The following is a 12,883-nucleotide window of genomic DNA, read 5'->3' on the forward strand; positions in this document are numbered from 1 at the left end:
GGCTTAAAGGGTGAATATCTACAGTAAATTTAAGCTTTTTTTCTTGCTCTTAAGTATTCCTGCCAGATGAGCTGTTGCCTACCTTTGCTATACAATACCGATGCTACCTGAAATGTTTAGTTACAAAAATTCGTAATTATGATTTTTCCCTTTGTTTCTTGAGCTTTAAGCTTTTTCTGTTTGTTCAAAAAATGTATTAATTGATGCAATTTAGACACTAGGGTGTAAGATGTTATTTGAAAATCTTGAAATGTGACTTTGGCCTAATTGTTGTCAAGAATACATTAAATTATGTTAACTTCTTCAAGTAGAAATTCCTTCAACTTTTCAGTTCAATCAATTGAGAATTATCAGAACTTACTGGCGCAAAACCACTTTATTTACGTCGAAACTGAAGATCCTAGCTGTGACTGGATTAAATTTGCTAAATTGGTAACAGGTGAAGATTTAATACCGCAATACGGGAAAGATATATTCCATGTCAAATATGAACCCGAATTTCTGAAATTTTCTGATGCTAGGGGTCAAAAACCTTTGCTTCCTCATACCGAAGCCACCGATTACCCAAGTCCACCAAAATATCTAGGGCTTTGGTGCAAAAAGCCTGCTGATTGTGGTGGTGGATTAACTACCTTAGCTGATGTGGAAGGATTCCTGAAAACCCTTACGGAAGCAGAAAAGCAAAAACTGATGGAGACTCAACACTACTTTGGTGCAACCGGAGGAGTTCACGCCAACCGAACCGAGGGAGCAGTTCATACTATCCTCTCATTTAATGACAACAAACCTATTTTCCGATTTTCTTGTAACTATATCACACACGGTGACTACAGTCCCGATCCAGATAACCTAAACCCTTTCACTCCCGATCCATTTTTGGCAGAAATTTCCGATCGCTTTATGAAGTATTACGAGGAAAACCACATGGCGATTCGGATGGATCAATACTCATTTTTGCTTTGGGACAACCAATGTATGGCACATTCAAGAACCACCTATAGCGATCCAACTCGAATCCTAGAACGCATATTCTTAGGTTGACTTTTAGCTGACTTTTGAAGCGTGTTGGGGGGTTACACTTTGTTGCCTCCCTTCAAGAATTTAGAATTTAGAATTTAGAATTTAGAATTACCTCGTTCTTAATAAACTAAGAGGATTGGTTAAAAGGATTTTTTTTCTTTTTTTTCCATGAATGGAGAGGCTTTATACCTGAATTTTTCGGTAATTCTTTTAACGTTTCAAGTTATATCGCTATAGCAGAGGCTTTAAGTGGCTTTCCCAAAGCATCCCATAGAAAATTAATCAGAATAACTTAATGAAAATCTTCAATAAATTGGAATCCAATGTGCGAAGTTACTGCCGTTTATTTCCTACGGTGTTCAAAACAGCACAAGGAGCCTTTCTAGAAGATAAAGAAGGTCGTCAGTACGTTGACTTTCTCTGTGGCGTGGGTACCCTGAATTACGGACATAACAACCCACAAATAAAAGAAAGACTACTACGTTATCTAGACTCCGACGGTATTGTCCACGGACTAGATTTAGCAACCGTAGCGAAAGAAGAGTTTCTCGAAACTTTTGCAGCTACTATTCTTCAACCGAGGCAATTAAACTATAAAGTTCAGTTTCCAGGCCCGACAGGAACGAATGCTGTGGAAGCCTCTCTAAAACTGGCTCGCCAGATTACTGGACGGGAAAATGTCATTGCCTTTTCCAATGGCTATCATGGCGTAACTCTGGGTTCCTTAGCAACAACAGCCAAGGCTTCCCAGCGAGCAGCGGCAGGAATTCCGACCACAGGCGTAACTTTTATCCCCTATGATGGCTACTTGGGTGAGGATATTGATACAACCGAGTATCTAGACAAAGTCCTTTCGGATGTGGGTAGTGGTGTAACGCTGCCAGCAGCAGTGATTGTCGAAACCATTCAGGGGGCAGGTGGGGTGAATGTGGCCTCTTATGAGTGGTTGCGATCGCTCGAAAAAGTCTGTCGTCAACATGATGTCCTCTTCATTGCTGACGACATTCAAGTGGGATGTGGACGGACGGGTTCTTTTTTCAGTTTTGAAGAAGTTGGCATTTCTCCTGACATTGTCACCCTTTCCAAATCCTTGAGTGGTTTTGGCCTTCCTTTCTCACTGGTACTGATCAAACCCGAATTTGATCGGTGGAAACCCGGTCAACACAGTGGCACTTTCCGGGGGCCTAATCTTGCCTTTGTCACTGCTAAAGCAGCCTTGGATATATACTGGCAAGACGACAATTTGTCAATGGCTGTCAAACAAAAAGGAAGCAGAATGCAGTTAAGATTGGAAAAGATAGCTAAAAATAATTGGGAGTCAGGCTTTTCTGTTAGAGGAAGAGGGATGATTCAGGGATTAGATTGTAAAGATGGCAACATCGCCGATAAAATCATCCGCACAGCCTTTGCTAATGGACTAATTATGGAAACTGCTGGCGCACAGGGGCAGGTGATTCGATGTCTGCCGCCTTTAACTGTTTCCGAGGAAATATTAGAGAAAGGGTTAGACCTGCTGGAAAATACTGTCAACGAAGTCATCCAGGGGAAAGTTTCTAAAGAATTAGTCGATATAGGAGCATCTAAATAGGGCGTGCTGATTAATTCTAAAAGTATTGACAGGTAAAGGTTTTAGCGTTTTAGAGTAAAAAAAATACCAGCTTTGGAATGGAAAAAGCTCATGCATGCTAGTATCTTGGGATGATTATGGCAGAAAAATTGAGAGACAAAACGCCCGCTCCTTCCTCCTTGCTCATTCCCATTTCTCCTGTCTCCTGTCCCCTGTCTCCTACCCCTACCAAAAGACTTTCCATACGCAAACCCTAAATAATTGCTTATGAGTATTGTATTAGAAAATTCTCCGGAAGTTCTAACTCGGATCGAACAAATTGAAAGCATCTGTGAACGCGATATAGGGAATAATGTCGGTAATAAAATCAAGCCACTTATGGACGCTGCCAAGGGAGGCTTATTGGAGGCTGCTCGCTCTATCGCCGAACATCCATCCCCTCATGTGGCAATTATGACAGGCTTTTTTGTTCCCCGAGGAAATCCTCCAGCAGCGGAAACTGATGGCCCCATTGGTTGCGCTCATCTCGCAGCAGGATTGCTTAGAGTTGGCATACCGGTACGTCTAGTGACCGATCCTTTATGCCTTAATGCTGTCAAGGTGGCTGCCCAAGCAGCCGGAATATCTGCTCAAGTTCCTGTTGATGTTGTTCCTGTCAATGCAGCTAGTGTAGAAGATCCTTCTGTTGCTTCTATTGTGAATGCCTGGCAAAGTGCTGAACTGCCAGTTTCCCACGTTATTGCCATTGAAAGAGCTGGCCCCGGTTACGATGGTATTGTCTGGAATATGATCGGCAAGGATATCACTGCTGATACTGCTCCTTTGCATCTCCTATTTACTCTCAGTGAAATCATCTCTATTGGCATTGGCGATGCTGGCAACGAATTGGGTATGGGAACCCTTCCTAGAGAACTCATTGCCAAAGGTGTCAGTACAGGAGAAAAAATTGCTTGTAGTATTCCTTGCAATCATCTAATAGTTTGCGCGGTATCCAACTGGGGAGCAATAGGGTTACTCACTGCTATTGCTTTGCTTCGTCCTGACTTGAAATCTAAGTTAACTGAAGGATTAACCTTAGAAACCGATAAACATATTTTGACTAAGATTGTTTATGAGGGACCTGCGGTAGATGGGGATACGGCGGTTCAAGCTCTCACAATTGAGACTTTTCCCTGGGAATTTCATGGCAAAGTGCTGACAGAAATTTTAGAAGCCGCCGGTTTGAGAGAGTCAGTTTGAAAGAGTCGCCTGGTTGACTGACAAAAGCCTCGGAAGTTTAGAAAATTCGTAGGTTGGGTGGAGGAACGACACCCAAATCAATGGTTTGCGGTTGTTGGGTCGATCCTAACGGATAAGCTGGCGCTAATATGCTTCAACTCAATCTACATCAAGGCTGACAAAAGCCTCGGAAGTTTGGAAAATTTCTAGATTGTTGGGTTTATCCTAACGGATAAGCTGGCGCTAACATACTTCAACCCAACCTACATCTACTGACAGAAATTTTAGAAGCCATCGGCTTGAGGGAGTCAGTTTGAAAGAGCAGCACTAATACTTTTATCCAAAATATCTAGCCCTTGGGTCAAAGTTTCAGGAGCGATCGTGAGTGTAGACTGAAGATTAATCACTTCTTTGTTTACTCCCATCGGTTCAAAGATTAAACCCCGTTGGAAAGCCTCATGACTCACTTTTTTCGCTAACCCCGGCTGTTGGCAGGCGATTCCTTGAATTAGTCCCAGTCCTCGATGTTCGCCACCCAGTTCTGAATATTGAGCGATCATTTCTTGGAGTCGCTGCTTCATAACTTCACCTTTTTCTGCGATTTCTTGTTCAAAAGTGTCTGTCTGCCAATATTCGTCAATTGCAGCTGTGGCAGTTACAAAGGCTAAATTATTGCCTCGGAATGTACCGCTGTGTTCCCCTGGTTTCCAGCAGTCTAAGTCACGTCGAATTAGCACTACAGCCATCGGGTTTCCATAAGCGCTTAAAGATTTAGCCAGACAAACCAGATCGGGTTTAATTCCTGCCCGCTCAAAGCTAAAGAAAGGTCCTGTTCGACCACATCCCACTTTGATATCATCAACAATTAATAAAATTTCTCGTTCTTGAGTCATCTGAGCTAGGCGTTGCAGCCANTTAAAAAATGAGCGTATTTTGGCGCATAGTTGGGCATAAAAATTAAGGGACGATTCTTCCAACTACCTCCTCTATAATTCTCCGTTCCTCCTGAATTATGGATTCTGGCTCCTGACTCCTAGTCTTACCACTCATACTTTTGAGGGCAAACCCTAATTAATTTGTTTTTCATTATTAATTATTAATTATTCATTATTCATTATTCATTAAGGCAGGGATGTACCCATGAAAAGGGACGTTTAGGAGAGGAGCCGTGATGAGGTGAAAGTCTCACGTCCGGTTCTGAAGACGAGTCAGGTAGGGTAACTTACCTGGCTTAGTTTAACAAAAAACTCCTAGCTTTACTGTTAGTACCAACAAACAAATGTACTACTGTTTTGGCTGTGGTGCAGGTGGTAATGTTTTGAAATTTATGATGGAAGTTGGTAAGTCTTCTTTTAGTGATGTAGTGTTAGATTTAGCCAGACGTTATCAAATACAAATTAAAACAGAATCACCAGAAAATAGACAAGAGTTTCAACGTCAAATTTCTCTGCGGGAACAACTTTATGAAATTTTGGCAATGGCTAATAGTTTTTATCAACACGCTTTGAGACAATCACAGGGAAAAGTTGCTTTAGAGTATTTAAAATTTTCACGTCAAATTACAGAAGAAACTATTCAAAAATTTCAACTGGGTTATGCTCCTAATGGTTGGGAAACTATTTATGGTTATTTGGTGGAACAAAAAGGTTTTTCTGTAGAATTAGTGGAGAAAGCAGGATTAATTTTACCTAGAAAATCTGGTAATAGTTATTATGATAGATTTCGCGATCGCTTGATGATTCCGATTAATGATGTGCAAGGTAGAGTTATTGGTTTTGGTGGGAGAACTTTGAGTGATGAACAACCTAAATATTTGAATTCTCCTGAAACTGAATTATTTGATAAGGGTAAAATTTTATTTTGTTTGGATAAGGCAAAAACTGCTATTTCAAAACAGGATAAAGCTGTGGTTGTAGAAGGATATTTTGATGCCATTGCTCTCCATGCTGCGGGAATTAATAATGTTGTTGCTTCTCTAGGTACGGCATTAAGTTCAATTCAAATTAAACAACTTTTACGTTATACAGAGTCTAAACAAATTATTTTAAATTTTGATGCTGACCGGGCGGGTATTCAAGCTACTGACCGGGCAATTGGAGAAATAGAAAATCTTGCTTATAGTGGGGACGTTCAACTGCGAATATTGAATATTCCTGATGGGAAAGATGCTGATGAATATTTGCGAAATTATTCTGCGGAAAAGTATCGGGAATTATTAGTTAATTCTCCGCTATGGATTGATTGGCAAATTCAAAACATTGCAGCAAATAAAAATTTGGGTTTGGCTGATGAATATGGTCAAGCAACTCAACAAATAATTAAAATTTTAACGAAAATAACTAACGATAATCAGCTTACTTATTATCTTCAATATTGTGCAGACATTTTGAGCCAGGGAGATTCTCGTAGAGTTTCATTACTTACTGAAAATTTGTTGAACCAAGTTGTTATTCATTGGAAAAAGCTCTTGGCTGAAAACGAATTTTTATCCGCACCATTGCTAGTAGCAAAACAGTTAAAATATTATCGACAGAATAGTAACAATTTTACTCAAGAGAAAAATAATAATTCACAGAAAGTTTTATCTCCACCTACAGAACGTAGTTTATTAGCAGAAGCAGAATATTTATTACTGCGTATTTATTTACATTGCCCAAAATATCGTCAAGATGTGAAAGATGCAATGGAGGCTAGAGATTTACAATTTAGTTTGTCTGACAATCGATTTTTGTGGAAACAAATTATTGATGTAGAAAATATGTCTGAATATCAAATTACTGACTCAGATGATTTAATTTCAAAGTTGCAAGATAGTTGTTTAGAAGCTCCAAATAAACTATCAGAAGTAGAGCATCTTTTTCATTTAGATGAAAAGACAAAGAAAAATCTTCTTAGAGCGCCTTTAGAAATTCGTTCTACCATAGCAACTATCGAATTAATTATGTGTAAAAAACGTCGTAGTGCTGTTTTAAGTATGTGGCAAAAGACTGATTTATCCACTGACTCTGAATTGGCTAAAAAATATCAAGAAAAATTCTATTCTGAATCAGAATGGATTCAGGAATTGGAGAGATTAAGAATCACCACTATCTATGATTTAATACAAGTACCTCTAGGAGAATTAAATAACTAAAAATTCCTTGTTTTTATATATCCTGAGATTTTTTACAAATCATTTGGGATTACTATAACTATGATAATTTCTTGATTTTATAGAATTAGCAACTTTCAATCTGGCTTTTTCATATCATTTGGAACCTAAGCATTTTTTTGATAATGACCTACTTAATTGTCGTAGGCTTTTGCGCAGCATTCCCATAGGAAAGCTCCTCTATTTGCTGTATTTTGAACCATCTCAAGGTAAACCTAGCTGTTTGTTTTGATTTCCTGCTTTTAAATTTTGGAGTCTTTATGGCTTTGCCTTTTCTCTTACCTTTTGTAGAACTGAAAAAGTCTTGATAAAAACATTATTCATTTTAATAAGCACCTACGCATAGCGAATAACTTGTTATCAATATACATCAAAATTTGCTGAGAAGCAAAAATCCTGTATTTATTGCATATCAATACTTGTAGCGTTTATGAAAAGGTTGTTCATACAGGCGCAAAATTGCGATTTTTCCCTAAAATTTGGCTTTCGATAGCTCATTTGAACTTTTTTTGTCAAAATTAGTTTAAATTATAAATATGTTAATCAATTAAGTATAAGTTTAATTAATATTGAATCATTTGATAGTCTTATAGCTCTATGGACAAAACAAAAGTCAAAAATAATCTATAATTGAGTTAGCTCATTTAAAAATGTCCTAATCTTGGCTTCGATGGCTATAAAACTCGTAAGCATTCAGCTATTAGCAGTCAGCTATTCCTTTCCTTCGGAATGCTTCCCTACGGGATGCTACGCAAACAGCAATTAGTAATTATTTATTACTTCTTAGGTTTAGAAATGGGACTTTGGCAGTAAATTTTTATTCAAACTCAATTTCAAAGGTTGCTTTTACCTTCTCCAAAATTAATAGCTGTTAACGCAGTTCCTCCGATAGGAGGCTAGCTAATAGCTGACGGCTGTTTGCGCAGCATTCCGGAGGAAATGCTTACTAAAACTCAGATAACACAAGATTTTTCCTTCTTACTTCTGCTATACAACATACAAGAAATAACAGGTCTAAAAATCAATAAATTTTCTCATATTTTTATGGTTATACTGAAGCATTAATTGATGAGATTAACGGCGTAACTCATACAGTGCTTATTTGATAAATATCAAACAACGTAGTGGAATAACACACCTAATTTTGTGCGGGGCGATTATTGGGCATTTCAACAATTAATAATTAGAGTTTGCGCTTCACTAGTCTTTTAGTAGGGGTAGGAGACAGCTATACTGGAGACAGGAGACAACCCACCCGCGGGCCCCGACCGTGGAGGGGAAGACAGGAGGAACGGGGAATGAGCGAGGAGGTAGTCGGAAAAATTATCCCTCAATTTTTCTGCCATAATAATTCCAAAATACTAGCATGCATGAGCTTTTTCCATTCCAAAGCTGGTACTTTTTTTAACTCAAAAACGTTAAAGCCTTTATCTGTCAATACTTTGAGAATTAATCAGCAAGCCCTAATTAATTATTAATTATTACCTCTCCTTGAAAAGAAGAGGATTGACTAATCATGAAAAATTTTTCTTCTCTTGGTCGATTGGATATGGCTCCAAGACCTCGTCATCCCTCGACCGCTTGTTTCTCCTTGTAGAGCGACAGCTCGCGGCGCAGCCAAGAAGAGGCTTTAAACCTTAATTATTCGGTAACGCACTATCTCCAGCATATAGTAAAGTGTCAAACCGACAGTAATTCCAGAAATGGTAAGCATACTGTCATACACCCTATCTAATCTTTTTTACTACAACTATTGAATTATTGTGTGGTTATCTATCTCATAAAATACCAATCAAAAATAGGATTTACTCCCATATATTGAAAATAAAAAAGGGAAGATTGAAATAAATGTACTTCACTTTTACTTCTGCTCATTCCCTCTGTCTTATTACTTCAAATAAAGCCAATAAAATTAATCACAAAAAAGTGTATCCTTTGTGTAATTACCTGTAATAGGATTCCTACCTTTAGCTATTTTACATAACTCCTTTTGAGTATCTGCTCGTAAAAAAGCATCTGTAAAATCTGCTCCATCAATAATTGCACCACGGAATTGAGTATGAAAAGCAAAAGCACCCTCTAAAATAGCATTAGTCAAATTTGCTTTGTTAAAAATCGCGTTATCCAAAGTAGAGTAACTTAGATTAGCTCCTACTAAATTAGCTCCTTCTAAATGAGCGCCAAACAAACTAACACCACTTAAATTTGAATTACTGAAGTCACTTTTACGCAGAATTGATTTAGTAAATGAATCATCAGTTAAGTCTCGACCAGAAAAATCCACACCCACTAAAATTTGCTTGTTATACTCATCAGCTAGAGTGGGTGTCAGATTAGTAATTGTTAAGGCAATTATTGCCCCAATAGTAATGAGATATACTATTAGTGAAAAGACGAAGTTGACTAAAATTTGGGAAGTTTTTTGTTGTCTAAAATTCATACTAATTCTGTCTAATTTACTCCAGGCAGTCCATAACCATAATAAGAAGAATAAACTAAAATGAGCTTTTCTTCATCTGAGCAATCTGCTTCTTCCTCAAAAATTGACAGAGGTATCTTGGGAGAAGATTTAGTGGCAAAATGGTTAACTCAAGAAGGTTGGCAAATACTCCATCGACGGTGGCAATGTCGCTGGGGAGAGTTAGATATTATTGCCCTGAAAACATCTCCTTTAGAAGATAACCAAACTCAAAAATTTCCAATTCTGATATTTGTGGAGGTAAAAACTCGTAGTCGAGGTAACTGGGATAAAAATGGTTTACTGGCAGTTACAGAAGTAAAACAAGCAAAGTTGTGGCAAACCGCAGAAATATTTTTGAGCGATCGCCCAGAATTAGCAGATTGTTCTTGTAGATTCGATGTAGCTTTAGTCAAGTGTAATTATACTCAAAAAGATTATCCTCAATCGAAATTTCTATCATTAGAGGAGCAACTATCTAAGTTAACGATTAAGGTAGGACATTCCGTAGAATTAGCCGCTTATCAACTTGTCTTGCAAAATTATATCCCTTCTGCTTTTATTTCTACCTCTGACCTGGACTAAACTCATTTACAGTTTAATCAGGTATTTGGTGTTGTTGAATAACAGTATGATTTTTAGTATGAGTAGGGTTATAGCTACTAAACCTTTGCTTGCTTCATATCCAGAGCGATTAAAATTTGCTCTTCAACAATTAATTTGGATTTGCATCCTAACTTTCTTTTTTTATTTTTCTTTAGCTTTGATAGAACAAACCATTACTCTAAAAGTTTTTTTTAAACCCTGTAAAACCATTAAACCCTATCGATGATAAGTTTTTGGTTTACCAATATTTCACGATTGAATTAATTTAATTTAATTTAATTTAATTTAATTTAATTTAATTTAATTTAATTTAATTTAATTTGCTAAATTAACTGTCTTTAATAAGAAGACAATGATTCTTCCTATAAAACTTATAGCGGTTTTCACAAAGGTAGACTACAAAGCTTCTGCCTTCTGCCCTCTGCCTTTAAGTATAAATTCCGTGACTAATTTTTCATACCAGGTTTAAAACCGCATGGATCTCTTATTCTTTTGATATATTTGTAGGCTCGAATGAGAAGCCAAATTTAATGCAAATAGTTCTATTCCTAACTATGGCAAGGCTCTGAACTGTAGAATGCTATGCAAACGAGCAAAGTAAGTTAAATTATAAAGAATAAATTAAATGTGTCCTACTCTTGTTGTACCCATACTAATATGATTAACGTACAGGTACAAATTAAAGTAAGAGTAAAACTATAGCTCAACCTAAAGTTTCAGGACAATATCCTAAACCCTTGACAAATTGAGTACGGAATGCTTCTATTTCCTCTTGATTTGGTTGGCCATGAGATACGACTGCTACCTGATAGCGTCTCATAACACTCAAAGGTGATTGTCCAGTTTCTAAGCCCCACAACGCCATTCTGATACGGATATCAGGCTCATAAGGTATTCCTAATTCATTCATAAAAGCCCGAAAATCCCCATGTTGTTGAGGAGTCAAGTAGTGACTCATTTTGATTTTTACTACCCAGCCATCAATTTGATGAATCACAGTCATAAATTGAAGGGGTAGTTGATGAGTAATGCATAGGTATTCAACTACTCTCAGGCAGAGGCTAGTATTAGCTATAAAGTAAAGGTATTCCATCTCAATCTCACTATTACCGCTGAAAACTACTGCTTTTCCCTCGGTTTAACCTCTAAATCTTTTGCTACTACAGAGGAAAAATTAAAGGTAATGAAAAACTGTTGTAGGGAGCGGGGCGGATGTTGCCGCTTCCCAGTTAATAATATTAGGTGTATGTTCTAGAATGTCTAGAGTTTTGAACTAGACGATCAATCTGTTATTTTTCACTACAGATATATCTGCCCTACACTCTGAAAATTAATTCTGTACTTATATACTCTATATTTTCTCTCAATGTGTAGCATATCACTAGGGGAAAAGTACCCTAATTTCTCTGGGGGATTTTACCCAATTACGAGTTATATATAGATAATATGACTGAAGTAGATTGGTCTATTGATGCTTATGACTATGAACTTCCCCAAGAGCTAATTGCTCAAAATCCTGTTGTCCCCAGGGATAGTTCTCATTTAATGATTGTAGATTCACTTACACATCATAATTGTATTTTTAGAGATTTACCAGATTTACTCCAACCAGGGGACTTACTAGTTTTGAATAATACTCGTGTTATTCCTGCGAGGCTTTATGGCCGAAAAACTACTGGGGCTCAGGTAGAAATATTGTTGTTGAAACCAGTGGAAAATAATTGCTGGCTGGCTCTAGTAAAACCAGGTAAACGTTTTAGCAATGGTACAACAATTGAATTTGAGCCTAATTCATCTTTTGGTTTTGATTATAAGTTGCAGGCAACAGTATTGTCAACAGATAGAGAAACTGGTGGACGATTTTTACAATTTAACTTACCTCAAGGAATTTCGTTAATCAACTTGTTAGACCAATTTGGTCATGTGCCATTCCCACCTTATGTTACAGATTCACAGGCTCTCACAGAACAATATCAAACTGTATATGGTACAATTTCAGGAGCGGTCGCTGCCCCTACTGCTGGTTTACATTTTACTGATGAATTACTAGAGAAACTAAAACAAAAAAATATTAAACTAGCTTTCATCACATTGCACGTTGGTCTTGGTACATTTCGGCCAGTTGAGACTGAGGACATCACTAAGCATGATATGCACTACGAATGGCTTGAGGTATCACCATTAGTTGTAGACAAAATTAATCAAACAAAATCTCAAGGTGGACATATCATTGCAGTGGGAACAACAGTAGTTAGAGCTCTTGAGGGAGCAGCACTATCTAATCAGAATAATAATAGTAAGGAATTTTCTCTCTCACCATTTTCTGGTTATACCAATATATTTATTTATCCTGGCTACAAGTGGCAAATAGTAGAAGGTCTAATCACTAATTTTCATCTACCACGCTCCAGTTTGCTGATGCTTGTGAGTGCAATGATTGGTAGAAAACGCCTTTTAAGCTTATATCAGGAGGCGATCGCCAAAAAATATCGTTTTTATTCTTTTGGTGATGCGATGTTAATTTTGCCAAGTGCTAGGATAAATTAGTATAGTGGTTAAAGTATTTTGAGAATTGGACATTTTTTTCCCCAATTCTCCGATTAATTAATCTTCTTCCTCTTCTTCCTCAGCACTTGGATAGACAAAACTGTGGGAACGTTGAGTAAGAACTGATTTTCCTAAAGATAGCGCTTTCTGTGCCTCCAGCCTTGCTTTACGTTTCCACTGAGCTTTCCGCATCTTTGTCTTAGACTTTGAAGTTCTCTTCTTTGGTACAGCCATGAAAGTTATTGTATAGACATAGATATTTATAGACAGACTACTATAGTACCTTAATTTTAGTAACTATGGAAGACTTCTATAT

At 37.4% G+C, this 12,883-nt stretch carries 9 protein-coding genes and 1 pseudogene; 6 read left to right on the forward strand and 4 right to left on the reverse strand.

Annotated features, from left to right (window positions below):
* Window positions 1-291: 291 nt before the first annotated feature.
* The 3 genes from F6K15_RS02925 (at window position 292) to F6K15_RS02935 (ending at window position 3,826) form a co-directional block, all read left to right on the forward strand.
* A complete protein-coding gene (locus F6K15_RS02925) occupies window positions 292-1,041 on the forward strand; it encodes a TauD/TfdA family dioxygenase (protein ID WP_293056820.1) in 750 nt (249 codons plus the stop codon).
* Between the two features lie 274 nt (window positions 1,042-1,315).
* A complete protein-coding gene (ectB, locus tag F6K15_RS02930; RefSeq protein WP_293056822.1) occupies window positions 1,316-2,608 on the forward strand; it encodes a diaminobutyrate--2-oxoglutarate transaminase in 1,293 nt (430 codons plus the stop codon).
* A 246-nt stretch (window positions 2,609-2,854) separates the two neighbouring features.
* Window positions 2,855-3,826: a glutamate cyclase domain-containing protein gene (locus F6K15_RS02935; RefSeq protein ID WP_293056824.1), complete on the forward strand. Its 972-nt coding sequence runs from the start codon at window positions 2,855-2,857 to the stop codon at window positions 3,824-3,826.
* Between the two features lie 287 nt (window positions 3,827-4,113).
* On the opposite strand, the gene F6K15_RS02940 is transcribed toward F6K15_RS02935, so the two are convergent.
* On the reverse strand, window positions 4,114-4,782 hold the full coding sequence (locus tag F6K15_RS02940) for an aminotransferase class III-fold pyridoxal phosphate-dependent enzyme (RefSeq protein ID WP_293056827.1): 669 nt from the start codon (window positions 4,780-4,782) through the stop codon (window positions 4,114-4,116).
* Between the two features lie 263 nt (window positions 4,783-5,045).
* On the opposite strand from F6K15_RS02940, the pseudogene dnaG reads away from it, so the two are divergent.
* Window positions 5,046-6,938, forward strand: a pseudogene (gene dnaG, locus F6K15_RS02945) (DNA primase); the annotation flags it as partial.
* 1,930 nt (window positions 6,939-8,868) lie between these two features.
* On the opposite strand, the gene F6K15_RS02950 reads toward dnaG, so the two are convergent.
* Entirely contained in the window at window positions 8,869-9,396 is a 528-nt protein-coding gene (locus F6K15_RS02950; protein WP_293056829.1) for a pentapeptide repeat-containing protein, read from the reverse strand.
* A gap of 60 nt (window positions 9,397-9,456) precedes the next feature.
* Here F6K15_RS02950 and F6K15_RS02955 point away from each other — a divergent pair, with 60 nt between their 5' ends.
* Window positions 9,457-9,999, forward strand: coding sequence for a YraN family protein (locus F6K15_RS02955; RefSeq protein ID WP_293056831.1), 543 nt, complete (start codon window positions 9,457-9,459; stop codon window positions 9,997-9,999).
* 724 nt (window positions 10,000-10,723) lie between these two features.
* On the opposite strand, the gene F6K15_RS02960 is transcribed toward F6K15_RS02955, so the two are convergent.
* Window positions 10,724-11,113: a hypothetical protein gene (locus tag F6K15_RS02960; protein WP_293056833.1), complete on the reverse strand. Its 390-nt coding sequence runs from the start codon at window positions 11,111-11,113 to the stop codon at window positions 10,724-10,726.
* A gap of 353 nt (window positions 11,114-11,466) precedes the next feature.
* Here F6K15_RS02960 and queA point away from each other — a divergent pair, with 353 nt between their 5' ends.
* The gene (queA, locus tag F6K15_RS02965) at window positions 11,467-12,567 is read left to right on the forward strand and encodes a tRNA preQ1(34) S-adenosylmethionine ribosyltransferase-isomerase QueA (RefSeq protein WP_293056835.1); all 1,101 of its coding nucleotides are present in this window, start codon (window positions 11,467-11,469) and stop codon (window positions 12,565-12,567) included.
* Window positions 12,568-12,624: 57 nt separating this feature from the next.
* Here queA and rpmF read toward each other — a convergent pair whose 3' ends face one another.
* Entirely contained in the window at window positions 12,625-12,801 is a 177-nt protein-coding gene (gene rpmF, locus F6K15_RS02970; RefSeq protein WP_202219299.1) for a 50S ribosomal protein L32, read from the reverse strand.
* Window positions 12,802-12,883: the final 82 nt, after the last annotated feature.

It is taken from the genome of Okeania sp. SIO2B3 (assembly GCF_010672525.1).
Lineage (GTDB): Bacteria > Cyanobacteriota > Cyanobacteriia > Cyanobacteriales > Microcoleaceae > Okeania.

Bases quoted from the DNA above. Each gene is read 5' to 3' on its own strand.
- F6K15_RS02925 (WP_293056820.1), top strand. From the start codon at position 292: ATGTTAACTTCTTCAAGTAGAAATTCCTTCAACTTTTCAGTTCAATCA.
- F6K15_RS02960 (WP_293056833.1), bottom strand. From the start codon at position 11,113: ATGGAATACCTTTACTTTATAGCTAATACTAGCCTCTGCCTGAGAGTA.
- ectB (WP_293056822.1), top strand. From the start codon at position 1,316: ATGAAAATCTTCAATAAATTGGAATCCAATGTGCGAAGTTACTGCCGT.
- F6K15_RS02935 (WP_293056824.1), top strand. From the start codon at position 2,855: ATGAGTATTGTATTAGAAAATTCTCCGGAAGTTCTAACTCGGATCGAA.
- F6K15_RS02950 (WP_293056829.1), bottom strand. From the start codon at position 9,396: ATGAATTTTAGACAACAAAAAACTTCCCAAATTTTAGTCAACTTCGTC.
- rpmF (WP_202219299.1), bottom strand. From the start codon at position 12,801: ATGGCTGTACCAAAGAAGAGAACTTCAAAGTCTAAGACAAAGATGCGG.
- queA (WP_293056835.1), top strand. From the start codon at position 11,467: ATGACTGAAGTAGATTGGTCTATTGATGCTTATGACTATGAACTTCCC.
- F6K15_RS02955 (WP_293056831.1), top strand. From the start codon at position 9,457: ATGAGCTTTTCTTCATCTGAGCAATCTGCTTCTTCCTCAAAAATTGAC.